At 44.1% G+C, this 23,558-nt stretch carries 23 protein-coding genes; 12 read left to right on the top strand and 11 right to left on the bottom strand.

The window, feature by feature from the left end:
- Positions 1-10: 10 nt before the first annotated feature.
- From OGH69_RS01600 to OGH69_RS01555, 10 genes are all read right to left on the bottom strand, one after another.
- Positions 11-2,233: a glycoside hydrolase family 88 protein gene (locus OGH69_RS01600; protein ID WP_265172684.1), complete on the bottom strand. Its 2,223-nt coding sequence runs from the start codon at positions 2,231-2,233 to the stop codon at positions 11-13.
- A 22-nt stretch (positions 2,234-2,255) separates the two neighbouring features.
- The gene (locus OGH69_RS01595; protein ID WP_265172683.1) at positions 2,256-3,005 is read right to left on the bottom strand and encodes an SDR family oxidoreductase; all 750 of its coding nucleotides are present in this window, start codon (positions 3,003-3,005) and stop codon (positions 2,256-2,258) included.
- A gap of 14 nt (positions 3,006-3,019) precedes the next feature.
- Complete coding sequence (locus OGH69_RS01590) at positions 3,020-3,244, bottom strand: hypothetical protein (protein ID WP_265172682.1); 225 nt, start codon at positions 3,242-3,244, stop codon at positions 3,020-3,022.
- A gap of 16 nt (positions 3,245-3,260) precedes the next feature.
- Complete coding sequence (locus OGH69_RS01585) at positions 3,261-4,826, bottom strand: FAD-dependent oxidoreductase (RefSeq protein ID WP_265172681.1); 1,566 nt, start codon at positions 4,824-4,826, stop codon at positions 3,261-3,263.
- A gap of 11 nt (positions 4,827-4,837) precedes the next feature.
- Entirely contained in the window at positions 4,838-5,719 is an 882-nt protein-coding gene (locus OGH69_RS01580) for an SDR family NAD(P)-dependent oxidoreductase (RefSeq protein ID WP_265172680.1), read from the bottom strand.
- Positions 5,720-5,743: 24 nt separating this feature from the next.
- Entirely contained in the window at positions 5,744-6,700 is a 957-nt protein-coding gene (locus OGH69_RS01575; protein ID WP_265172679.1) for a beta-propeller domain-containing protein, read from the bottom strand.
- Positions 6,697-7,863, bottom strand: a complete 1,167-nt coding sequence (locus OGH69_RS01570; RefSeq protein WP_265172678.1) for a PQQ-dependent sugar dehydrogenase — start codon at positions 7,861-7,863, stop codon at positions 6,697-6,699. Before OGH69_RS01570 ends, OGH69_RS01575 begins: the two co-directional genes overlap by 4 nt.
- A gap of 9 nt (positions 7,864-7,872) precedes the next feature.
- Complete coding sequence (locus OGH69_RS01565) at positions 7,873-8,205, bottom strand: hypothetical protein (protein WP_265172677.1); 333 nt, start codon at positions 8,203-8,205, stop codon at positions 7,873-7,875.
- Between the two features lie 256 nt (positions 8,206-8,461).
- Complete coding sequence (locus OGH69_RS01560; protein ID WP_265172676.1) at positions 8,462-9,676, bottom strand: cation:proton antiporter; 1,215 nt, start codon at positions 9,674-9,676, stop codon at positions 8,462-8,464.
- Positions 9,677-9,712: 36 nt separating this feature from the next.
- The gene (locus OGH69_RS01555; protein ID WP_265172675.1) at positions 9,713-10,159 is read right to left on the bottom strand and encodes an Hsp20/alpha crystallin family protein; all 447 of its coding nucleotides are present in this window, start codon (positions 10,157-10,159) and stop codon (positions 9,713-9,715) included.
- A 580-nt stretch (positions 10,160-10,739) separates the two neighbouring features.
- Here OGH69_RS01555 and OGH69_RS01550 point away from each other — a divergent pair.
- The 10 genes from OGH69_RS01550 (at position 10,740) to OGH69_RS01505 (ending at position 20,196) form a co-directional block, all read left to right on the top strand.
- Positions 10,740-11,513: an SDR family NAD(P)-dependent oxidoreductase gene (locus OGH69_RS01550; RefSeq protein WP_265172674.1), complete on the top strand. Its 774-nt coding sequence runs from the start codon at positions 10,740-10,742 to the stop codon at positions 11,511-11,513.
- A 139-nt stretch (positions 11,514-11,652) separates the two neighbouring features.
- A complete protein-coding gene (locus OGH69_RS01545; RefSeq protein WP_265172673.1) occupies positions 11,653-12,570 on the top strand; it encodes an AraC family transcriptional regulator in 918 nt (305 codons plus the stop codon).
- Between the two features lie 193 nt (positions 12,571-12,763).
- Positions 12,764-13,528, top strand: coding sequence for an SDR family oxidoreductase (locus OGH69_RS01540; protein ID WP_265172672.1), 765 nt, complete (start codon positions 12,764-12,766; stop codon positions 13,526-13,528).
- A gap of 19 nt (positions 13,529-13,547) precedes the next feature.
- Complete coding sequence (locus OGH69_RS01535; protein ID WP_265172671.1) at positions 13,548-14,462, top strand: helix-turn-helix domain-containing protein; 915 nt, start codon at positions 13,548-13,550, stop codon at positions 14,460-14,462.
- An 87-nt stretch (positions 14,463-14,549) separates the two neighbouring features.
- Entirely contained in the window at positions 14,550-15,272 is a 723-nt protein-coding gene (locus tag OGH69_RS01530; protein ID WP_265172670.1) for a helix-turn-helix domain-containing protein, read from the top strand.
- A gap of 160 nt (positions 15,273-15,432) precedes the next feature.
- The gene (locus OGH69_RS01525) at positions 15,433-16,374 is read left to right on the top strand and encodes an NAD(P)-dependent alcohol dehydrogenase (RefSeq protein ID WP_265172669.1); all 942 of its coding nucleotides are present in this window, start codon (positions 15,433-15,435) and stop codon (positions 16,372-16,374) included.
- A 59-nt stretch (positions 16,375-16,433) separates the two neighbouring features.
- Positions 16,434-17,183 (top strand): pirin family protein, encoded by a 750-nt coding sequence (locus OGH69_RS01520; protein WP_265172668.1) that lies wholly within the window; start codon positions 16,434-16,436, stop codon positions 17,181-17,183.
- Between the two features lie 91 nt (positions 17,184-17,274).
- The gene (locus OGH69_RS01515; protein ID WP_265172667.1) at positions 17,275-18,171 is read left to right on the top strand and encodes an NAD(P)H-binding protein; all 897 of its coding nucleotides are present in this window, start codon (positions 17,275-17,277) and stop codon (positions 18,169-18,171) included.
- A gap of 23 nt (positions 18,172-18,194) precedes the next feature.
- The gene (locus OGH69_RS01510) at positions 18,195-19,277 is read left to right on the top strand and encodes an alkene reductase (RefSeq protein ID WP_265172666.1); all 1,083 of its coding nucleotides are present in this window, start codon (positions 18,195-18,197) and stop codon (positions 19,275-19,277) included.
- A gap of 10 nt (positions 19,278-19,287) precedes the next feature.
- Positions 19,288-20,196, top strand: a complete 909-nt coding sequence (locus OGH69_RS01505) for an alpha/beta hydrolase fold domain-containing protein (protein ID WP_265172665.1) — start codon at positions 19,288-19,290, stop codon at positions 20,194-20,196.
- Positions 20,197-20,414: 218 nt separating this feature from the next.
- On the opposite strand, the gene OGH69_RS01500 is transcribed toward OGH69_RS01505, so the two are convergent.
- Positions 20,415-21,305, bottom strand: coding sequence for an alpha/beta fold hydrolase (locus OGH69_RS01500; protein ID WP_265172664.1), 891 nt, complete (start codon positions 21,303-21,305; stop codon positions 20,415-20,417).
- 80 nt (positions 21,306-21,385) lie between these two features.
- Between OGH69_RS01500 and OGH69_RS01495 the strand changes: the two genes are divergently transcribed.
- Together OGH69_RS01495 and OGH69_RS01490 are read left to right on the top strand one after the other, a co-directional pair.
- Positions 21,386-21,751 (top strand): MerR family transcriptional regulator, encoded by a 366-nt coding sequence (locus OGH69_RS01495; RefSeq protein WP_265172663.1) that lies wholly within the window; start codon positions 21,386-21,388, stop codon positions 21,749-21,751.
- Positions 21,752-22,021: 270 nt separating this feature from the next.
- The gene (locus tag OGH69_RS01490; protein WP_265172662.1) at positions 22,022-23,050 is read left to right on the top strand and encodes a helix-turn-helix domain-containing protein; all 1,029 of its coding nucleotides are present in this window, start codon (positions 22,022-22,024) and stop codon (positions 23,048-23,050) included.
- Positions 23,051-23,558: the final 508 nt, after the last annotated feature.

Below are 23,558 nucleotides of genomic sequence, written 5' to 3'. Positions count from 1 at the left end.
TACGTTAAAACTACCGCCACTTCACCTTAGCCTTGCAGTCGCCTGGAAGCCTGTATTCTACGCTATCTTTCAAGGTGTGCACCGGCTGTATTTCCTTGAATTTACGCCCTTCTCCAAAACTAACGGTCATCGACGGTAGCCGGGCGCCCTTTTCAATGGGTAGCAGTACCATCCTGAATGTCAGACGGGCGCTTCCCCTCACCCTGAAGCTGACAGTATCTTTTTGCATACGGTGGCCTGTACACGGATATTCGGTAAATATCATGAAACCGGCCTTTTCGACTTTGTAGTATTGCCGGGGAACAATACCGAAGGCTATCCCTGCTCCGTAAACCTCCTGTCCAACCTGGCCGGACTTTTCCCATCCATCCTGAAGGTCCTCTACCGCAACCCAAAGGTTGGCATCGATCTCTCCGGTTTTCACGTCCTTCTTCTCCGCAAGCATCTCCGTCGGCAGCATGGGCGGGTAATAATACACTACGCGGTTGATGGTGTAGCGCACGCATTCCGCCAACAGCAGCTTTACCGATGGCAGTAAGTCGTCAATCTGGTCCGCTTCATTGAGCAAGGAATGTATTGCGGCGAACACCTCCTGCTCTTCGTACGCCGCCGAATACGGCGCGTCCTTGAGCGGGTATATGGAGAAAAAAGTGGGATAGTGTTTCGCATAGCCATAATCGCATTCCCAGAGCTGGACATTTTTTAGCAAGGCTGCAATGCACATGTAGCTGATATCGAGAAACAGCTTGTCGTTGGTTTCGCGGTACAGCCTCAGCATGGCTCCCGCGGTAAAGGCGGTGTTATTGGCCTGGTAGAAGATATCGAAGCTAAGGCCTTCGAGCTTTTTGGCAGCTTTCACCGCTTCCTTGAAATATTTTTCTTCCCCTGTCAGCTGCCACACCTGGATCATGAGGTGCGCATACGCGCCCGGCACATCCTTTTCACCGCCTTTGCCCGGTTCGGTCTCCCCTTTCAGCACTTCCAGTGTGGCCATTTTGTAGAATACCGGCCATTGGTAGTCAAAATGGCGGGCTACCTTTATGACATAATCAATAGAATCCAGCAAAAGCTTCCTTGCCATCCCGTCGCCATCAAGCGCCAGCCGCGACAGGTTCATCAGGGGATGGTGCAGGTACCACGAGTCCATCACTTCCGGCCTTTTCTGCTCTTCACTCCAGTCGAGGTTTTTTTCCATCGCGGGCAGCCAGCGCATCACTGTACCGATTTCCTTGTCGTAAAAATTCTCCAGCCCATTGTGCAGCGTTTCGATGATCTCCTTATGGTCTTCGCCGCTCCAGGCGTCAAAATCCTTCAGCGGCAGCAGCACTGCCAGCTGCACCATGCTCTCCGGCGGCGTCTTATAGTCGCTTACATAGGCGTTGAGATAACTCCTCCCATCAGCATACTTCCAGCATCCCTTGTGTTCGGTCAGGCCCTTTAGCCCTGCGTGCAGGATGTCCGGCCAGTCACGATATTTCGTTTCCGGTTTTGGCAAGTGGAGATAGACTTCTGCAAGATTATTCAGGAATTCCCTCGACATTTGGTAATTGTCTTTCATAATTGCATTGGACAGAATGATATGTGCATCGGAAATGGTATATGCTTCGCCCTTCAGCAGCGGATTTTCTTCCGCTTTGGGAAGCGTCATGCCGATTTCCGGCCATTGCCCGCCCACGAGCCCGCCCGCGGGGGTTTGGGTGTGCTCACAGTACTTGGATAAAGCACCAAGATCCTGGAAGTAGAATACCGACCCGCAGTCCGGGTTCTCAAGGCTGAAGAAAAGCAGGCCAGACCTGTTGCCTATTTGGGAGGCATGGACAGTCCCTGTGGTGTTTTGCGCTTTCCCACTCTTGCTGAACAATGGCAAAATATCCCTGGGCCAATACGGCATCACCATATCGAATGCAGGGGTAATGGTGGTGGTGTACCGGAAGATCGGGCTTTCGCTTTCCGGAAACAAAAGGACAACCCGGATGCGCATGGTACTGCTTTCAAGTTCAAAAATGATCGTATCGCGTTCCTGATTCATATTTGCCTTTGAAAGTTCGGCACCTGCGGCATGTGCGGCCCGGAAGGCGACCCTGCCGCCTCCTTTCCACTCTGCAACAATCCAAAGATTAAAGCGGTCGAGGACAACTTTTAGAAGATATCCCTCAAGTTCTTTTTCAATTATAAGGGTGCCGCTTTCCAAATTTGCCTGCGCGGCAGCTGTCCATGCGGAAACTGGCTTCATGGTATTTGGTTTTATTTAATCCTTAAATTATTTGCAGGTGCGGCCTGACCTTAAGTTCTACAACGTCGCATCGTTTGGGCTGTGACAGGCAATACAGCACGCTTATGGCAATATCATCCGCAGTCAGCATTTCCAGATTTTCAACTTTTTCCTTCTTCTCCTGCGTTGGCTGGTCCTGCATATCGGTATCCACCGCGCCGGGCTCAATTAGCGTGACCTTAATGCCGCTTTTGTTGACTTCCTTACGCAGTGCTTCGGAAAATCCCTGTATGCCGGATTTGGTGGCCACATAGATCGACCCGGTCTCTTCACGTACGTCAGCGCTCATGGAGCCGATATTTACGATATGGCCATCGCCTTTCATGCGTTCAAGGGCTTGGGCAGTGCACGCTGTATAGGCAAGCAGGTTGGTATTAATCACACGCTGCCATTCAGAATAGGAGCCGTTCTCGACCTTGCCTGCCGGTAAAGCCGCATTATTAATGAGGATATCAAGCTTATCAAAATGGCTGTCGGCCGTGCGAAATGTCGCATTGACGCCTTCCTCGGTACTCAGGTCTGCGATGACATCATACACTTCGCCCTTGGCCTCCTTGTAAAGGTCTTTAAGGGCATCCTTAAGATGCTGCTCATCAAGCCCGGTGATCATAACATTTGCCCCCAGCCTGGCGAGCAGCAATGCGGTAGCACGCCCGATTCCCGTGGTGCCGCCCGTAATCAATATGTTTTTACCCTCCACCGAATGGGGAAGGTAGTCTTTCAGTGCTTCCATAATTATGCGTTTGGTTAGGGCTTGGTTACCGTTGGTGGCGATGCCTGCGTGCTGTCCGGCGAATACATCCCGGTGCTGTCCTGAGCATGCGGCGTTTCAGGTTGCGTGTGAGTGGCCGACTTACTGTCTTCTGTCTCCAAGGAGGTATTGTCCATCGGGTTATTTCCTTTAGGCTCCTGCTTGCAGGAGGCCAATGCCATAAATGTTATGGCCATAAGGGGTGTCAGAAATTTTTTCATGGCTGTCTTATTATAATTAAACTATCTTATTTAAATCGCAATTGGCGGGGCCATTGATTACCGAACCATAGGCGGTGAACCGTGAACCGTGCAAGGGGCAGTCGAACGATTTTTCATCGTCATTCCATTGCAGCACGCCACCGAGGTGCGGGCAAACGGCAGAGCAGCTGTGTACTGTCCCCTCGCCGTCCCTGTAAACGGCAATTTTCTCTAGCCCTTTTGAAAGTATGGCGCCCTTGCCTGCAGGCAGTTGGCTGATAGCATCAACATCGCCTGAAGTTACCCAATCCTTTATCATCTTATAGCCCATGTTGCCGACTTCCTTCAGGTAATCAACACCTGTTCTGAGGGTTATCCTCGCCGGATCGTACAGCTCCGAGTATGGATTGGCCTTGCCTGTAATCAGGTCATTTATAATGAGTCCCCCGAGGGTGCCATGGGTCATGCCGTTACCGGAATCGCCCGTTATGATAAAGATGTTATTGTCTCCCGGGTTTTTGCCGATATAGGCCAACGAGTCGACAGGCTCCATAACCTGTCCCGACCATCGGTAGCTTACTTCTGAAAAGTACGGGAAATGCTCCCGTGACCAGCGGGTAAGGTTTTCATAGCGCTGCGCTTCGCTGATGTGCTCTTCATCCGCCTGTCCCGTCTTGTGGTCTTCCCCTCCCGAGATAAGCAGGTCATGGTTGTCGTCCAGTGGCTCAAGCCTCACGTAATGGTACGGCTTGGCCACCCATTTAGACTCCATATTACCGGTATCCCACCACATAGCGTACGGAAGGACACCTTTCGGAACTTTGGCTGCTATCACGTAGGAGCGGTACGCGTGCTGCTTGGTATGCATCGTTACCAGGTCATTTACAGGCGTGTTGGTTGCCACCACAATGTGGCTGGCCGTTATTGTGTGGCCGTTCGCCTTAGCGCCTTTCCCGCTGATGGCATCAGCATGGGTGTCGGTATAAATCTCCCCTCCCATTCTTACAATAGCCTCAGCAAGGCCCCTTAGGTACTTCATGATGTGGAACTGCCCCTGATCCGGAAAACGAAGGGCGCGCCTTTTAAGACCGGAAGGCAGGCCGGGAACCTTATCGGTCATTTCGGTAGGAAGCCCCACCCGTTGCGTTGCCTCCAATTCCTTATCAAGGTTCGATTCGGCATCAGTTGGGTGGCAAAACAGGTAGCCGTCCACATCCATGAAATGGCAGTCTATGTTTTCGCTGTTGACGGTCTCCCTGATCCATTCCAGCGCTTTCTTATGGCTTTCGGCGGCCAGTGCGGCATTTTCCTTCCCGAAGAATTTCTCAAGGTCGTAGTACCTGTCATCCAGCGCGTACGTAATCTGCGCCGTCGTCCTTCCTGATTCGCCACTGCCCAGGCAGCCGTCTTCTACCAGCACAACCTGTAGTCCCGATTTGGCTATACAATACGCTGCCGTGAGGCCTGCTATTCCGCCCCCTATAACCAAAACGTCGGTAGTGAGGTCGGTCCTGAGTGGTTCATAACGCAGTGGCTCGGCAGAATCATTCCAGTAGGAATGGTGGCTGCCGCTGGTAATCTTGTCGTCGATAGGATCTTGCATGGTTACTTTGTTTAGAAATCCCCGTTAACGCCTTCTTTCTGCGAATTGATGCTTTCACGCTCTCGCTTTGAGGCGGCATGCGTCGCTTCGGTTCGCCCGTCTTCTTTCATGCTTGACTCCATCTGCTTGTGCATGTTGGCTGCTATGGCACCGTCAGGCATCAGCGTATTCATGGCTTTCTGGGTCTTATTCATAAAGCCCGGCGTTACAGTTCGGTCACCAGACATCAGCGCATCGTAACCTCCTTTGGCCATTTCCTCAGGGGTGTACAGGTCGGTTTCCCTATAGGTCACTGTATTTTCTGCCTTCGCCTTATGGAAGAAATCCGTATCGGTTGCCCCCGGCAGTAATGCGGTCACGGAAACGTCTGTATCTTCCAGCTCTTCGACCAACGCTTCGGTAAAGGAAAGCACAAAAGCCTTGGTCGCCGCATAAACCGACAGGTAGGGCGATGGCGCTTTGGATACCGACGAGGCCAATTGCAATATCCTGCCCTCATTGCGGTCCACCATTTCCTTCAGGTAGTGCTTTGTAAGGCTGATCAGCGCGACGATGTTTAGCTGGATGATATCCATTTCGCGCTTCAGGTCGGTCTTGATGAACCTCCCCCACTCACCCTGCCCTGCGTCATTGACCAGGACATTTACCGTGATGCCAAGGGCGGTGGTCTTGTCATATATCTTTTCGGCAGCTCCCGGTTCAAAGAGGTCGGCAGGAATGACGTGCACATGGATAGCGCTGTTCAGTTGTTCCATCTCCTGGGCCGTGGCTTTCAGGTTATCCTCATTACGCGCCACCAGTACGAGGTTGTAGCCGTCTTTTGCAAAAAGTTTTGCCAACTCATAGCCGATACCGCTGGTAGCGCCTGTAATCAATGCATGCTTATTTTTCATGTTAGGTGTTTTTATTTTTTTGTTTTATTTTACCGGCCTGAATATAGCCTTTTGGATCGTGAATGTCTTAGACGGGACGTTATTGCCTTCTGCAAGCTCTCCGAAATTAGCGTTCATTACCCAGGTATCGTCGCCCGAAAATGTGGCTGTTGACGGAAAGGCAAACCTGTCTTCTGTCAGGGTCGACGCGATGACCTTTGCTGTTATCCAGCCATCGGCGGATTGTATCCTGAAAATCTTGTTGACACCGCCGTTCTGCACCAGCGTGAGGGTATTGTTGTCATTGAGGAGCATCCCATCTGCTCCCGGAAAAAATTGGTGAATGTTGACCTTGGTGGCTTGTGATGGATTCGACAGCGGTATTCTCACCAGGCATCCTTTACCGTTATTAGCCACGATAAGCGAACCTGACGGATGGTAAACGATGCCGTTTGGCCCAACGCCTGCAGATTCGAGCACTTTACCTTTTGCAAATACTGAGGCCTTGCCTGAAGCATCAACTTTATAAACCGCTCCAGCGTAGCTGTCAGTAACGTACGCATTGCCCTTATCGTCGAAGGCAAGGTCATTAGGAAAGTGTTCTCCGGGAATTAATCCGGAAAGGTCAACATCTGTCAGTTTCTTCCCTGATTTAAGATCAATCGTGATCAGCCGGGCTTCCTTTTTTTTGCTGGTGGGCGTACTGTATATGCTGTAGTTAGCATCGCCGGCACATACAAACAATCGTTTTCCGTCGGGATGTACCTTTAGCCCATAGGTCGATTTCAGGCTCTTATCGGAAAGAACCTCCGAGTATTTTCCGTCCGGATTGACGCTTCCTACGGTACCGAGCCTGGCCGAGGAGACATAGTAAAGATTGGTCGCCTTATTGTAGGCAACGCCTTCCGGATATGAACCGGGTGCATTGAATTCGATACGCTGTGTGGGCTGCTGCCCATATACGAAAATGGTGGTTATAAGGAACAGGTATAAACTTTTCATTTTTTTGCTGGTTTTAGGGCGTAAATCACGCCGTTAGCGTCATCGGATATATAGACCGTGCCGTTCTGTGCAATGGCTACGCCGGCAGGCCTGCCGAAGCGTTCGTTGCCGTTGAGGAACCCAGTCAGGAAATCCTCAGCTCCGGTAGGATTACCACTTTTGTCGAACTTTATGCGCTGCACTTTATAACCGGAAGGAGTCTGCCGGTTCCATGACCCGTGCCAGCAGACCAAAGCATCGCCATCGTCGAAAAAGGCAAAGGCAATGGGAGCGCTGTGCGCCGGAAATTCCATGACGGAAGGCTCAGTGCCTTTCGCAAAATTTTCCTTGGTGTTTCCAATGGGGTCTTCCCTTGTCATATCCACTTCCCGTTTGCCATATACTAATGGGAAGCCATAGTTTCCGCCCATGACGATACGGTTAAGCTCTTCGGGCGGCCATTCATCGCCACGGAAATCGCCGCCATTGTCGACGCCCCACAACTGCTTAGTGACAGGATGCCAGTCAAAGCCAATCATGTTCCTCAGGCCTGACGCATACACCTTGCGCTTCCAGGTTGCGGGATCAACTTGCAATAGTGCTGCCGTCTCCTTGTCGCTTTCCTTGCAATCATTGCATACGCTGCCCACGGATATGTACAGCATGCCGTCAGGCCCCCAGTCCATGGTCCGGTTGGGATGCTGCCCTCCGCTTGGCAGGTCGCTGATCAGGGTATCGGCAATCTTGCCAAGTGTACCGTCCGCGTTAAGCTTGTATCGAAGCACCTGATTGTTATTGCACAGGTACATTTGGCCGTCTTTAATAGTAATGCCGTGCACGCCCGGAAAGTCAGCTACGCGGGACATGTCGTCGAATTTGCCGTCGCTGTCTGTGTCAGTCAGCATCAGTACATCGCCGGCATCCCTCCTGGTTACATAAAGCTGCCCGTTGGCGCCAAAATGGAGCATTCTAGGCTTACCCAGCCCTGTGGCAACGGCTTCTACCTGCCATCCGCTTGCCGCCTTAAGTGATTTGACTTTATCGGGACTAAATTCCACATGGGTGGGAAAGTTGGTCACCACAGCCTGCTTGGTATCTTCCGGCCGTGGGATTCCCTTTTGCCCATACGCTACACCAAAACCTGACACGCAGGCAAAGGCTATAAATAATCTGACGCTTCTCATCCTGAAACGTTAGACTGTTATATCTTTTTCGGGCTCTGCGTAATCACTTATCGGGTGCTGGTCTGCAGGTGCCGAAGTTTGGGATGAGGGAAAATGTCTGGACTTTTTGTCGCTGCCTTCCACCTTGACGATCTTATTATAAATCCCGAGCAGCAAGAAAGGGGCAGCCCATTGCCCTACGAACAATGCACTGTGTTTCCTGCCCAGGCATTTTAAGGTGGCCGAAGCGGCCATAGAGCCTACCGCAGCCCACAAAAATAGATCTGAAGGAAGTTTTGAAGTTTGGTTTTCGATGGCTTTGGCTACCGGGCCTTCTGAATGGTCTTCTTGGATAATTGACATAGCTGGAATGTTTTTGATTATTACTAAATTGAGTTAGCATAAAGTTAAACATCCACAAAACAAGCAAATTATAGCGGTTTGTTAATAAGTGGTAAGGTTACGTTAAACTATTATCATATATATGATTACGAACGGTTGATCACCCTGTTAAAGCAGGGCATTGTGAGCGGCATACCCGGGTTCTTCTTGAGCGCATAACGGCAAATTGATAGCTATAACTCTATTCGCGCCAAAGATTTGCCATACCTAACTTGATTTAGACAGTACTATCCATTTTATAAATGAACTTTTGTATAATGGCAATCCATATCGTTGTAAAGATCATGGTCATCGCAATAACGGCAAGTGTAATCTGATAGGTATAACTTCCCACGAGTTTCAGTTCGGCCGCAATAGTCATAAGCAGAAAGCTAAACTCGCCAATCTGAGAAAGAAGCGCGCCGGCATACATACTGTCTCGCCAACTGTGCCCCGTAACCCTGAAAACTAGAGCGTTGATTAGGCTGTTGATTAGAAGCACAGAAAAAGCCACAAAAAGCAGTGTTCCGATATTTTCTCTGATAAAGGTCAACTGTATCTGCAACCCTATGGAAATAAAGAAAAAAGTTAGAAAGAACACTCTAAAAGGTACAAGCGACCTGTCAAGCCAACGGGTAGCTTTATCCTGTCCGATTACGATGCCGGCAGCAAATGCTCCAAGGGCTGCTGAGAGCCCAAACCAATGCGTTACCCACGCCATACCGAAGCAAAGTGCAAAACCTATGAAGACCTGAAGGTCATGATCCCCGAGGATATCTCTCTTAAACGGAATCTTAACGAGTTTTTTTATAAAGGCAGCTCTTAGAAAGGCAACGGTCAGTGTAGCTCCTAATGTAACCTTAACAAGCTCAAAAGGTTCTACAGAGCCATGCGCCATAAAATTTAGCATCAGCATCATGGGAACGATAAGAATATCCTGTACCAGTAGTACGCCACAGGTGATAAGCCCTAACGACGAATTAATTTCTCCGTTTCGGGAAAGGTACTGGAGTATGATGGCAGAACTGCTAAGGCTGATAATAAATCCCGTTAGTATGATGGTAGTATATGACCAGTTCAGGTAATAGCCAACACCCCACATAAGCGCGAGGCTAAGTAATAGCTGCGTAAGCGCGGCCAGTAAAGGCTTCTCGAAATTCCTGGCAAGGCTGGGCAGGTTGATCTCAGCTCCAATAAAGAACATTAATAATATGATTCCGAGTTCACCTAATTCCCCGATGTAATCGCCTTTTGCTATGATACCGAATACCTCTGGTCCAAGCAATATTCCTGACAAGATATACGCTACGAAATAGGGCTGCCTTAGCCTTCGCAGGAGAATAACGAGTATCAGTATTACAAAGGATAGCGCAACAATACCTGTAAATATTTTTGAAGTCATACCATCATTATAAAAAAGGCTTTCCCGCTTTTGCGGGATAGCCTTCGCCATTTAAACATGAAATAATTGAAACAACAGATTTAGCCTTTAAGCTATTTCAATCATTCTTGGAGCTTTTCGTTTAGCTTCCTCCCTTTTCGGAATTGTGATATGAAGCAAGCCGTTATCATAATGGGCATTGATGTTATCCTCATCCACTACCTGTTTAGGCAACTCAAAGCTACGCTGAAATGCCTGGTAGCTAAACTCGCGGCGGGTGTAATTATCTTGCTTGCCTTCGGTACTGTTTTGCCTTGCCGAAGAGATAGTTAACAAGGTGCCGTCAAGAGTGATGTTAAAATCTTGTTTTTCCATCCCCGGAGCGGCCACTTCCACTTCAAAAGATTCGTTGTTTTCTTTAATGTTTACGGACGGAATGGTCGTGCTGGTGGACGAGAAATTAGTGTTTCCCCAGTTAAAAAGCTCGCGGGTGAACAAATCATCAAATCCCGGAAATGCAGGGAGCATACTCCCATTTCTTTTCATTAGTGACATAATACTTACTTTTTAATAGTTGTACAATAATTTTCAGAACCGCGCGGCTGCTAACCGCTGCGAACGAACCTATACAAACGATATACCATTGCCTAAAATGACATTTTACACCATGAAAAAATGAAAAATTGGCACTACAGAAAATGAAATTTTGACAGTTCCTTTTAAAAGCCGCTGACAACATTGTTTCTTTAACGCACCATAAACTATCTTCAATTTAGAATTTCACCACGCGGAAAGCTGCGCCAATACTATCAAATCTTTTATAAAGGTCGTCGAAAGGGTCCGGGCAAGTTCATGAAAGAAAAAACCTATTTAATTGGTAAACGTAAGTGGTTTCGGTAGCTATGGCCTTGTAAAAAACGTGCCGTTAATTGCAAAAAACCTTCAGTACTGTATCCGCCTCACAAATTATACTTGTTTATTAGCGATAGTACGGCATCCGGATCCTCATTACAACGTTTACCGTTCTCCCCATCACTGAAAGAATGCCATCGCTGATTTGGTTACAATAATCCACGATTCAGTTACGGGCATCATTTAACTGTGGCAGAACTTTGCAGTATAAAATTCAATACTTATGCAAACAAACAAAAAGAAATCAGCACTTGTTTCTGGGGCAAATACAGGTGTAGGCTACCAAATAGCAAAAGCCCTTGCTGATAACGGTTACACCGTATATGTAGGTTCCCGCAATCTAAAAAAAGGCGAAACTGCTGCTGCCAAAATTGGTGGTAACGCAAAAGCTATCCAATTGGATATAACGGATACCAATTCGATCCATGCAGCAGTAAAGCTAATAGAAAGGGAATTCGGGTACCTTACATTGTTAGTTAATAACGCCGCCATTTCACACGCCGGAGAACCTGGACGCACGATGGAGGAAATCCTTGGGGCGCAGTTTCCCAGCGTTGCATCCATAAGCGAAATGCGTACTGTTTGGGACACTAACGTATTTGGTACCCTTGCCCTAACGCAGGCCTTTTTACCGTTATTGCGAAAGGCAGCCGCCGCGCGAATAGTGACGGTTTCCAGCGCACTAGGGTCTCTTACTATAAGCGCTAACCCTGAAAATCCTTACCGAAAGTCATTTGACGCTGTTTACGGTGCGTCCAAGACCGCGCTCAATGGCATTTTCCTGTCACTGGCGATAGAATTAGAGGGTTCCGGAATCAAAGTCCATTTAGTAAGCCCTGGTTTTACCGCTACTGCACTTAATAATTTTCAGGGAACTGATACGGTAGAAGAAGGTTCCCTTGAACCGATACGCGTTGCCCTGGCAGAAGACATCCCTTCAGGAAGCTTTACAGGACCGGATAATTTTACCGGGGCGGACAATATCCTTCCATGGTAGTATTTCCAATATTTGAAATAAAACCTGTGACACTATTTATAGTCATGGGTTTTATTTAAATTAGACAGTATTTTCACCAACCCTAAAGAGACGGAATGTCACTTGGGTACGGGCCTTTATCAATCCGGAAAAAAATCCTATGAAAAAAAAAGAGGACGATCTCATACGATTTATATCTATAGCGGAGAGCCACGCGGCTTTTGGTTTGCCCAAGCCGCAACATCCGTTAATAAGCCTGGTACACTTTAATGAAAGTAACCCTTTCAATACCGACATGGCCCCTATCTATAATGTCCTGGATTTCTATAAAATAACTTTCATTACAAAGAATGCCGGAAAATTAAAATATGGCCAGGAGTATTATGACTTTGATGAAGGCAGTATGCTGTTTTTAGCGCCCAACCAATTGGCAGGGACAACGGAATATAACAGAAATACCCACGCCTACATACTACTTATACACCCCGATTTCTTCCTGGGCTACCCACTGGCACAAAAGATTAAGCAATATGACTACTTTTCCTATGCGGTCAACGAGGCACTGCACCTGTCCGATCAGGAAAAGGAGATCATCCTTTCTGTTTACACCAGTATGGATCAGGAACTCAACAGCCGTGTAGATGAATTTAGCCAGGAAGTAATGGTTGCCCACATCGAGCTGCTGCTAAGTTACGTCAATAGGTTTTACAAGCGCCAGTTCATCACCCGCAGGGCCGTAAACAATGATATTCTTCAAAAAACAGAGGCTTTAATAGATGCGTATTTCAATAACCGGCAATCGGTGTATGAAGGAGTACCCACGGTGCAGTATCTATCTGATAAATTGAATGTTTCTCCCGGCTATCTCAGCGATTTGCTCCGATCCCTTATCGGGCAAAGTGCGCAGCAGTACATCCATCTGAAACTGGTTGAGAAAGCAAAAGAAAAACTTTCGACCACAAATTTGTCAATCAGTGAAATAGCCTATGAATTAGGCTTTGAACATTCACAAAGCTTCAGCAGGTTATTCAAAATGAAAACCGGAATAACCCCTGTACAATTCAGAACAGCTTTTTAATTACATAATTTGCTGTTCTTAACCACCACGATACACCTGCCCACCCTTGTTGCTGTAGATGGACCTAAGTAAAGAAAAAACCGGATACCAACGCAAATGCAATATTAAAATTGGCTACAATAATCAATAATCTGGCTACATAACTAAGGTAGGAGATAGTGAACTTTGTAGTATAATATTAAATACTAAATGTATGTCATCTAAAAGTAAAATCGCTATCGTTACAGGCGGTAGCCGGGGCCTTGGCAGGGATATGGTCATTAACCTGGCCAAAAACGGAAACAATATTATCTTCACCTATCACAGTAATAAGGCGGAAGCAGATAAAGTTGTCACAGAGGTACTATCCCTCGGGCAAAAAGCTATTGCGTACCAACTGGACGTAAGTAATGTAAAGACGTTCGATATTTTTGCAGATCAGGTACGCCTGCATTTAAACGAGCATGAAGGCTCTCCTAACTTCGATTTTCTGATCAACAATGCCGGGGCCGGTGTTTACGGTTCTGTGACAGAAACTACCGAAGAAGCCTTTGACAGTATGATGAATATCCACCTTAAAGGGGTGTACTTTTTAACCCAAAAGCTATTGCCGTTATTGAATGATGGCGGCAGGATAATAAACATCTCTTCGGGATTAACAAGGGTGTCTTTTCCAAATGTATCTGCCTATGCCAGTATGAAAGGGGCCATAGAAACCTACACCAGATGCCTTGCCAAAGAACTGGGCTCAAGGCAAATTACCGCCAACACCGTTGCGCCGGGTGCGATTGCAACCGATTTCGGCGGAGGTTCAAATAAATCCGATGAAAATAAAAGAAGCGCTATAGCGTCCGTTACAGCATTAGGACGTGTGGGTGAACCTGAAGATATTGGCGGGGTGGTAGCTTTTCTTTGCACGCCTGAAGCGGGGTGGATCAACGGCCAGCGAATTGAGCTTTCAGGGGGAATGATGATCTAATAATTTGTAACTTTGATACATGAGCCAACATCGGGTACATAGGGTAAAATCAATTGCTGAATTTCATAAGATGAAGGGCCTACCTTCACCGCAGCATCCCTTAATTAGTTTATTTGATTATGGGACATTTGAATGCTCCAGGGAAATTAATCATAAGAATTTCGTATTTGACTTCTACCATATTTCCATTAAGCGCAGCATCGGCGCCAAATTTAAGTATGGGCAAAGTCATTATGACTTTGATGATGGGGTAATGTTCTTTATAGCACCCAACCAGGTTTTCGGCATTGAAAAGATTGAAGAAATTGCTACGGCAAAAAGCGGCTGGGTTTTGATGATTCATCCTGATTTCTTATGGAATAAGCCTCTGGCTGCAACTATAAGACAATATGATTTTTTTGATTACGCCGTAAATGAAGCGTTGTTTCTTTCTGAAAAGGAAGAAGCAAAGCTTAATGCTATCGTTCAAAATATTGAACAGGAATATAATGCCAATATGGATAAATTCAGCCAGGGCATTATTATTTCCCAGCTGGAGACCTTGCTCAATTATTCCGACCGCTTTTACCAAAGGCAGTTCCTGACCCGGAAAGCTGCCAATCATCAAATCCTTGCGAATGTAGAACAGGTGATTGATGCTTATTTCGATAATGGAAACACTACCGGGCTGCCTACAGTGCAGTACGTTGCCCAGTCACTCAATATATCGCCTATGTACCTGAGCAGCATGCTAAAATCGCTGACAGGGCTGACGACACAACAGCATATCCACGAGAAACTGATCGAAAAAGCAAAAGAAAAACTGTCTACGACTGAATTAACAGTTTCCCAAATTGCTTTTGACCTGGGATTTGAACACAGCCAGAGCTTTTCAAAATTATTTAAAAGTAAAACCAGTGTATCTCCATTAGCATTTAGAAGCTCTTTTAATTGATGCAGCCTGTAACGTAAGATTAAAAATTATCTGTCTAAAAGATTTTTAAGTAGTTTTACAACAATACGTAACAATAATGCAGTATATATGAATCCCTTTATTTTAGCCCTGCAGGCCCGTAACCTTACCGTGGAAATTCATCACCATGCAGCCTACCAGATTGTGTTGTCCAATGATGTGCCTTTTACTTCAACATTTAGCGGTACAAAACACGACAGCATTCATGGCTTCCTGATAAAGCCCCATGTACCCCATTTTTGCGTTGCGGAAAAGGGGACTTTAAATGTTTTAAACATTGAGCCCTACTCAACCCTTGGCTTACAGCTGGCAGGCAAGTTTAAAGGAAATATGGATGCTGTTGTTTTTGAATCGCCAACCGAAACCAATATTTTTTTTGAGACACCCAAAGAAAGCCTGGATGTAAATACTATAATTGACACTTTGCTTTCTAAGCTACCCGATGTGGCATATGATGAAAGAGTTACCAAGATTGTTGAGTACATTAAGGCCAATTATTTTAAATCGGATATCACACCGCAAACATTTGCCAATCTGGTTTTTCTCTCCCCTTCCCGTTTAGCATCACTTTTCAAGGAACAAACCGGCAGCAGCTTGTCCAAATATTTGTTATGGACACGTTTACGACAGGCAATCTATATTACGCTTACCGATAAAGACAGAAGCCTTACTGATATTGCTTATGATACCGGCTTTTATGACCTCCCGCAGCTCAATAAGTATATGTACGAAATGTTTGGAATGCCACCCAAAGCGCTGAAATATAGCAGCGACCTGATACAGGTTTATTAGTCCTGACTTTTACTTTTCATTATAATCCTATCGATTAAAGGCACCCGTAAAGAAGGTGCCTTTTTTATTGTGTAAAAGCACAATAGTGATTTGATACAAGTTTGATGATGGGCTTGTTCGCAACTTTGTGATATCATTTTAAACGATTAAAAATAATATCATGAAAGCAATAGCGTACAAGAAATTCGGAACCACGGATGTTTTACAAATTATAGAACAGTCAAAACCTTCTGTTAAATCAGATGAAGTAGTAGTCAAAGTCAAAGCATTTTCAATCAATCCGATGGACTGGAAAATCAGGAAGGGTGAAATGAAATTAATGTCGGGCTCAAAGTTCCCAAAATACACAGGTGCTGATTTCGCGGGGATTATTGAAGATATTGGGTCTTCTGTACACGGTTTAAAATTAGGTGATGAAGTCTTTGGTGTGGTTAAAAACATGATGAAAGAAGGCGTATCAGCCGAATACATAACTGTGCCCGCTTCTTTAGTGTGGAAAAAGCCTTCCAATATCAGCTTTGCCCAGGCCGCCTCTATTCCTGTAGTGGGTACAGCAGCAGTTACGGCATTACAAAAAATGGGTAACATCAATTCACAAACCAACATTTTAGTCAATGGAGCTACAGGCGGTTTCGGCATGTTCCTGCTTCAATTATTAAAACAAAGAGGGGTGAATGTAACGGCCGTAACCGGCACAAAGGGAGCAGAATTTGCCAAAAAATGGGGAGCAATTTCCGTGATAGATTATAAAAAAGAAGATGTCCTTTCCAGAGATGCCACTTACGATATAGTAATTGACTTATCCGGCAAAATGGGATACGAAAATGCCAGGCAGATAATGAAATCCAACGCCCTTTTCCTAAACCCTACACCAAGGCCAATAGAAATTCCGGTATCACTTTTCAAAAACCTCTTTACGTCCAAAAAGCACATTATACTACTTTCCAGTCCCTCAACCCAACACACCGATGTTTTACTAAGTGCATTAAAGGACGGGCTTGATATTGAGGTTAATAAAGTGTTTCCATTTAGCCAGTACAAAGATGCCTATCAATATGCTGAAAAAGGCGGATATATAGGAAAAGTGGTGGTAGAAATATAACTAAACTTTTATAAGTAAATGCCTGAGATTGCACAAATACTAACTTAATAAGAAGAACAATGGTTACTAAGATAGATAACACCATAAAATATGGAAAGCAGCATGGGGGGTTTGGGATACAAATTTTATATCCCGGGCTTATAAGGCCCCAATTAAACGATACCGGCTTTTCCACTATAGGAAGGATTGACCATGCGCGTATCACGCCAGGCACAATTATCCCCATGCATCCACATAGAGATGATGAAATTCTCACCTATCTGCGAAGCGGTAAAGTAAAGCATCTTGACTCTGAAGGTTATACTGATATTATCTCAAACCTGAAATTAATGATGATGAATGCCGGGTCAAGCTACTTTCATGAGGAGAGGGTACTGGAAGAAGGTGGTGTTTTAGAAGGGCTGCAGATTTTTATCAGGCCGGAAACCGGTGGTCTCCCGCCGCAAGTTCAGTTTTACGACCTGTCAGCAATTTTCAGTATTAACCTCTGGCGAAAGATAGCTGGCAACGGGAGTGATTATCCATTACAAATAAGGAGCAATACATGGCTGATGGACCTGAGACTGGAAAAGGGTAAAGATATTGTCCTACCCGAAGCACCATTTAAAAATTGCGCCTTCCTGTTTTATGTTTTTGAAGGAAGAATAAATGTCGGAGACGATATGGAGATCAGAACCGGAGAAAGTGCTTTAATTGAGCATGAAAACCCCACATTCCGCGCACTTGAAGTAAGTGATATCATACTATTCATTACCAAAACGGATGCAGTTCGTTTTGACGAAGGGATGTATAGCGGGAACCTGCAATAACCACCATAACAGTGATATGATACAATTTTTCAGAAAAGGTTCTTAGCACCTTTGTAGTGTAAATAATTAGTAACAATAAAAATAGTAACAAATGAAAAAAATAGTAGTACTCGGGGCCACCGGGACAGTAGGAAGTAAAATTGTCAAAATCCTCTTAGAGGAAAGAGAAAATCAGGTTACTGTAATGGCACGGCATACTGATAGGTTAAAACAATTTGAAAGTATGGGTGCAGAAGTAATTACGGGTGATGTTAATGACGTAAACACTATTGTTGATGCTTTTACAAATGCAGATAGTGCTTTCCTTATTTTGCCGGATAATGTAAAAGCGGAAAATACAAGGGCATACCAAAGGCAGGTTACCAGCAACTATATACAAGCTATAGAAAAATCCGGCATTAAGCATATAGTGAACATGAGTAGCCTGGGATCTCATATGCATGAAGGCAATGGCATCATGGGTGGCACAGGTGAGCAGGAAGTCAGGCTAAACCAGTTGCAAAATGTCAATGTAGTGCATATTCGTTCCGCCTATTTTATGGATAACTTTTTAAGAACCATCGGATTGGTTAAATCCAAAGGAATTAATGGTACAGTTGCAGATGGAGACCATGCCATACCCATGGTAGCAACCCGGGATGTAGCCAAAGTAGCTGCGGCATATTTATCAAATCTTGATTTTAAAGGGAAGAGTATCCATGCTGTAATGGGGCCGAGGGACTATACCTATCGCGAATTTACTACCATTATTGGTAAAGCTATCGGTAACCCCAAACTACCCTATGTGCAAATTTCCGAAGAGCAGGCCAGGCAGGTATTCTTAGATAATGGCTTTTCAGAAGATTTTACAGATAATCTGATAGAGATGGGGACGGCAATCCAAACCGGCTTTATGAATTACCAAAAAAGAAACGATTCGGCTACTACGCCTACTACAGCGGAAGATTTTGTAAGTGAGGTTTACGTGCCACTTTATAATATCAAATAAACTATAACTTAAAAAAGAACATCATGAAATTACTAGAGAAAACACAGTTAGGAAATCTAACAGTAAACAACAGAATGGCAATGTCTGCCATGACCAGAAGCCGGGCAGATATAAACGGTATAGTTGGTGAAATGACAGTAGAATATTACACCCAGAGAGCAAGTGCAGGTTTGTTGTTCACAGAAGCCATCAGGATAAGCGAGGAAGCTACAGGTAGTCCGTTGACCCCGGGTATATTCACTCCCGGACAGATAAAGGCCTGGAAAAGAGTTACCAAATCTGTACACGATCAGGGAGGCCTAATCATCGCACAACTCTGGCATACGGGCCGTGTAGGGCATTCGATTGACAGAAACGGTAAGTTACCGCTCGCACCATCTCCCCTACCCATACAGGGTATGCAGCATTTTACTTCACAGGGCATGAAAGATTACGAAATTCCCCAGGAAATTAGCATTGCAGAAATCAGGCAGACTATAAAGGATTACGGTCAGGCTGCTAAAAATGCAATGGAAGCCGGATTTGATGGCGTAGAACTTCATGCTGCAAACGGATACCTGCCAAGCCAGTTCCTGGCTGAAAGCGCCAACCAGAGAACCGATGAATACGGCGGAAGCATTCCTAATAAAACCCGTTTTGTGTTGGAGGTGATGCAGGAATTAATCCATGCAGTAGGAGGTGAAAAAGTGGGTATTAAAATTTCTCCTTTTCATCCCTATGGTAACATGATACTTGATGATCCTGCCGGAACCTACGCCTACCTGATCGAAGAGCTTAACAAGTCAGATTTTGCTTATGTGGAACTGATGAGGCGCAGCCCGTACTTCCCTTCCCCCTCACACTATCCGGCAGATGATGAAATAGAATTGTTCGGAAGGATGATACAACAAAAGGTAATAGCAAACTCGGGCTATGACAAAGCTTCTGCCGAAGCGGAACTTGAAAAGGGCATAGCAAAACTAATCTCTTTTGGGACATTGTTTATAGCCAATCCTGACCTGCCGGAGCGATTTGAAAAAGATGCGGCGCTTAATGAGCCGGACAGGGCTACTATGTTTGGTGGTGCCGCGCATGGTTATATCGACTACCCATTTTTAAACGAATAAAAATAATAAAATGAAAAACATATTCAAAATGGTAGTGATGTTGGCGGTGTTCCAACTCACTAGCTTAAAAGTAGAGGCACAAACCATTGCCGACAGCACTATGCAAAAAATCAATAATTTTCGGGCATTCTACGAAACTTTGGGCAAAGTATACCCTCCCGATCCGACTGTCGCTATAAATGAAACAACCATTTCGGGAGTAAAATGTTACTGGTTAAATGAAGAATTGTTAAATCAAAAAAGAATAATTGTTTATTTGCATGGTGGTGTGTATACCTATGGTAATTTTAATGCGTACCAGGCGATGTTATCTCATTTTGCCAAGTCATTCAATTCGCCTATTTTATATATAGAATATTCGTTGTCTCCGGAACATCCCTATCCGACGGCCAATAATGAAATACTTAAAGTGTACACAGAGTTGCAACAAAAGTATAACGATTATAAAATAACGGTAATGGGAGACAGTGCAGGCGGTGGCCTGGCCGTATCATTAATACATGATGCACAAAAAGCCGGTCTATCTCTGCCCGTATCTTTAGCATTAATCTCTCCATGGATAGATTTAAAATGTGCTAATGGTTCCTATGAAACAAAACAGGCATTGGATCCGATTCTAAGCAAGGATTTTCTGTACAATCATGCCTTGATGTATTCTTCAAATAACATTAAAGAAGCCGATCCGAGTGAATTGAAATTCAAAAAATTCCCTCCTGTTCTCTTGTTGGTTGGTACAGATGAAGTATTAAATGATGATTCCAAAAATTTCTATGCATTTATTAAGCGAATCCAGAAGAATTCAAAGCTGAAGGAATATGATGGGCAAAAACATGTTTGGCTATTTTCCCATATTGACTCTAATAAATCAGTGGAGGCAATAGAAGACATGAAGGATTTTATATGGGGTAATAGTAGATAGGTAATGTTATCTAGTAACCTTGTAAATAGGATTGCGTTCTTAACTATGAAATTGTTAGATTGTGTTCCGAATTAATCCATATTAAAATCGTGGCAATTAAATTGCCACGATTTTGCTTTTGCCGCAATGACAAGGGTTTTAGTCACTAGGTCAAATCCAGCATTCAAAATGTAAGTTTCCGCTTCTGTCAAGATTTCCGGATCGCGCTCACCCCCATATTATGGTGTGCGTAGCCTCTGTAAAAAGTCAATTATATCGTGAGCAATTATATCAGGCTGTTCATCAAGGATGAAATGGCCGCACCCATCAAGCTTAAACAGTTGTAAATCCTCCGCTTGATGCTGTAGTGCTACCTTCAGCATATCATATCCTGTACTACCTATTGCGCAAACCGGCATAGATATTTTAGGATAACTCTCGCTGTCCTTAATATCCTGCCCGAATGCCTGATACCATGCACTGGATGCACGGATAGCATCAGCACTATTGTAGGCACCCACATACACTTCTTTGTCAAATTCAGATACGCACTGTTTATCTTGTAGCATCTGTGAAAAAATCCATTCCATTACAATATCCATCTTTCCGGCCAGCAATTGCTCTGGTAAATGCCTCACCTGGTTAAAAGCTACCCACCAGGGATAAGTATAGTTGAGGCCGGGTATGGGAAGCATAGGAAGGCTGTACATGCTGGGATCCGGATGGGGAGTGTCAAGCATTACAAGAGCTGAGGTCAACTCCTGAAACTGTGCGGCAAAGCTGTAAGCAACATGAGCACCAATATCATGCCCTGCAATTGCTACTGAACGATAACCGAGCTTATTTACAAGCGAGTACACATCAAGCGCCATATTTTTCTTATCATATCCCTCCATCGGTTTATGGGAACTTCCCATCCCCCGTATATCAATGGCAAGTACTTTAAATTTCGCGGCGAGTGCCGGCATAACCTTGTGATAAGCCCACCAGGTTTGCGGCCATCCCGGAAGCAAAATAAGGGGTTCACCCTCGCCACCTTCCACGTAATGCAGTTCAGTGCCATTTACGGCCATATAGCTGTTCTTAAAACCAGGTAATTGCTTCACTAAATCTTCATCAGAATATGTCATAGAATTTGTATTTGAATGTAAAATTATATACTAATTTTGTAACCTACAACTATACAGTATACTATACAGTTTATATTTTTATGAAATTAATTCATCAGTTAGCCAAAGAGTCAGGAATCCCGATTGGCACAATACGCTTTTATGAAAAAACAGGCCTGATAAGTGGCAGCAAAAAGGATGGAGTCACAACTAATAATTATGTTTATTACGGAAATGACGCCCTTGAAAAGCTTCAGTTTATACAGATGGCAAAATCAGTTGGCTTTACCCTTGCGGAAATCAAAGAAGTAATTGATGCATGGTACCGGAAGGAAATGAGCCGTGCTGCTAAATTGAAAGTACTTGACCTTAAGATCATACAAATTAATGAGAAGGTTAAGGAATTGCAAGCCATGAAAAAACATATCGAAGTCTGCAAGATGAATATCTCGAAGGAGCGGGAATAATGTTAGCTGAGATAATATAGAAGATAAAGGTTTTGCCCCACCAATACAAAATAACTATCAAAAAAATTGCAGGCCACGAATAATCTTTTGTCAAAATTTTCGTTATTTGATCCTGAAATGACTCTGAAATATATATAGCAGTTTAGGAGATTGATTGGTAATTGGGCTTGAGGGAAACTGTTAGTATAGTCGATATTCATAGTAAATTAAAATAGATTATATTTTCTTTTACCAATTTTAGCCAGTTCCGAGAAAAGCGTTCCGTTATATATGTTACAAATAATCCAAATAATCGCCCTTACCCAAGGTCTTTTTCTTTTAAGTGTCCTGCTTGTTAAACAGGAGAATTACAAGCGGGTAAATTTTTTACTGCTTCTGGTTTCAATCATCGCATTGCTATTGAACGTTGTAGGAGATGATGATTTTAACCTCTTTTTTACTGACGCTGATTGGTATCTTTTTCAGTCCCCATTAATCATTACGCTCTTCTTTTTACTTATAAAGTATCACAATTCCAAACATGAAATATTTCAACTTAGGGATCTTCTTTACTTTACCCCATACTTGTTTTTTATTACGCTTCAAATCATAGAAGACGTTTTTGGCTTAGGCCAGAATATATGGCTAATGACAGGTGAAGTGCTTGCAGGTGTAACTCTACTGGTTTATCTGGGTTATACCATTTATAGTATCATCAAAAACAAAAAGAAAAGTTGGATGCTCTTCTTTATATTGCCTTATGCTTTAATTCATTTAATAGAAGAAGCTTCATTCATTATAACAGAAAACTATGATCATTTCTCATTCCTCGAAAGCTATGGAGTTACCAGCTTATCAGCAATTCTTCTCTACATAATTTTATTCAGGCTTGTGGTATCACCAAAATCTCTACTGCCCAAATCTGATACCATGCCTTATAAAACGTCAAGCCTAAGCAAATCCAAAGCGGAGGTATATAAAAGCGAGTTTTTAAAGCTAATGGATGAACAGAAGCTTTTTACAAATAGCAATATAACAGTTGACCAGGTTGCGCAAAAGATGGGCATTCCGAGACAATACTTATCTGAAGTACTGAATGTGTACTTAAAATCCAATTTTCAGGATTACATGAACAAATGCAGGGCTGAAGAATTTGTTGAATGTCTTAAAGATGATAAATTTACGAATTATTCAATTATGGGCATTGCCAATGAAGTTGGCTTCAAATCCAAATCCTCATTCAACACGACCTTTAAAAAAATCTACGGGGTTACCCCCAGCGAGTTTAAAAAGACACTATCTTCACCTTCAATGGTGTAAATATAATCTTCTATCCTAATTCTTCACCTAAGAATTATCTTCTTAATCCATTTTAAGATAGCCCGTTGTCACATAAATAAGTCTCCTGTTCCCGTTGCCTACCAGATTATTTCCATAAGCGCAACTACTAATTATTTATATTGCAGTGCCTTTATGGCCCAATCAACCAAAATCTCAAAAATCGATCCTGCATTACCCCGCTGGTAAGTATCTGGAATATTTCAGTGAATGCATGTTCCCAACAATAATATTGTAAAGGAATCTATAGGGGAAATTTTGGAATGGCTAATCTCCGATTGTGATGGCTGATCTAACACTCTTGTTTTTTCATTACAACAGCATCTAATCTAAAACTTAAACGGGCAAAAAAGAAGCACATATTTTAGTTTTGACTTTATTACCGGTGTTGAAAGCGCATTTAGAACCTCTGGCCCCACACGAACAATAAAATTTAATTATCTATTAATCAAAACATTAAATCCAACTACATGACAAAAAGGTACGTAAG

Origin of the sequence: Flavobacterium sp. MFBS3-15 (genome assembly GCF_026107645.2) — a bacterium.
Taxonomy (GTDB): domain Bacteria; phylum Bacteroidota; class Bacteroidia; order Flavobacteriales; family Flavobacteriaceae; genus Flavobacterium.
Note: the sequence above shows the minus strand (reverse complement) of the source record. Positions and strands in the feature narration are given on the sequence as shown.

Bases quoted from the DNA above. Each gene is read 5' to 3' on its own strand.
- OGH69_RS01600 (WP_265172684.1), bottom strand. From the start codon at position 2,233: ATGAAGCCAGTTTCCGCATGGACAGCTGCCGCGCAGGCAAATTTGGAA.
- OGH69_RS01595 (WP_265172683.1), bottom strand. From the start codon at position 3,005: ATGGAAGCACTGAAAGACTACCTTCCCCATTCGGTGGAGGGTAAAAAC.
- OGH69_RS01590 (WP_265172682.1), bottom strand. From the start codon at position 3,244: ATGAAAAAATTTCTGACACCCCTTATGGCCATAACATTTATGGCATTG.
- OGH69_RS01585 (WP_265172681.1), bottom strand. From the start codon at position 4,826: ATGCAAGATCCTATCGACGACAAGATTACCAGCGGCAGCCACCATTCC.
- OGH69_RS01580 (WP_265172680.1), bottom strand. From the start codon at position 5,719: ATGAAAAATAAGCATGCATTGATTACAGGCGCTACCAGCGGTATCGGC.
- OGH69_RS01575 (WP_265172679.1), bottom strand. From the start codon at position 6,700: ATGAAAAGTTTATACCTGTTCCTTATAACCACCATTTTCGTATATGGG.
- OGH69_RS01570 (WP_265172678.1), bottom strand. From the start codon at position 7,863: ATGAGAAGCGTCAGATTATTTATAGCCTTTGCCTGCGTGTCAGGTTTT.
- OGH69_RS01565 (WP_265172677.1), bottom strand. From the start codon at position 8,205: ATGTCAATTATCCAAGAAGACCATTCAGAAGGCCCGGTAGCCAAAGCC.
- OGH69_RS01560 (WP_265172676.1), bottom strand. From the start codon at position 9,676: ATGGCGAAGGCTATCCCGCAAAAGCGGGAAAGCCTTTTTTATAATGAT.
- OGH69_RS01555 (WP_265172675.1), bottom strand. From the start codon at position 10,159: ATGTCACTAATGAAAAGAAATGGGAGTATGCTCCCTGCATTTCCGGGA.
- OGH69_RS01550 (WP_265172674.1), top strand. From the start codon at position 10,740: ATGCAAACAAACAAAAAGAAATCAGCACTTGTTTCTGGGGCAAATACA.
- OGH69_RS01545 (WP_265172673.1), top strand. From the start codon at position 11,653: ATGAAAAAAAAAGAGGACGATCTCATACGATTTATATCTATAGCGGAG.
- OGH69_RS01540 (WP_265172672.1), top strand. From the start codon at position 12,764: ATGTCATCTAAAAGTAAAATCGCTATCGTTACAGGCGGTAGCCGGGGC.
- OGH69_RS01535 (WP_265172671.1), top strand. From the start codon at position 13,548: ATGAGCCAACATCGGGTACATAGGGTAAAATCAATTGCTGAATTTCAT.
- OGH69_RS01530 (WP_265172670.1), top strand. From the start codon at position 14,550: ATGAATCCCTTTATTTTAGCCCTGCAGGCCCGTAACCTTACCGTGGAA.
- OGH69_RS01525 (WP_265172669.1), top strand. From the start codon at position 15,433: ATGAAAGCAATAGCGTACAAGAAATTCGGAACCACGGATGTTTTACAA.
- OGH69_RS01520 (WP_265172668.1), top strand. From the start codon at position 16,434: ATGGTTACTAAGATAGATAACACCATAAAATATGGAAAGCAGCATGGG.
- OGH69_RS01515 (WP_265172667.1), top strand. From the start codon at position 17,275: ATGAAAAAAATAGTAGTACTCGGGGCCACCGGGACAGTAGGAAGTAAA.
- OGH69_RS01510 (WP_265172666.1), top strand. From the start codon at position 18,195: ATGAAATTACTAGAGAAAACACAGTTAGGAAATCTAACAGTAAACAAC.
- OGH69_RS01505 (WP_265172665.1), top strand. From the start codon at position 19,288: ATGAAAAACATATTCAAAATGGTAGTGATGTTGGCGGTGTTCCAACTC.
- OGH69_RS01500 (WP_265172664.1), bottom strand. From the start codon at position 21,305: ATGACATATTCTGATGAAGATTTAGTGAAGCAATTACCTGGTTTTAAG.
- OGH69_RS01495 (WP_265172663.1), top strand. From the start codon at position 21,386: ATGAAATTAATTCATCAGTTAGCCAAAGAGTCAGGAATCCCGATTGGC.
- OGH69_RS01490 (WP_265172662.1), top strand. From the start codon at position 22,022: ATGTTACAAATAATCCAAATAATCGCCCTTACCCAAGGTCTTTTTCTT.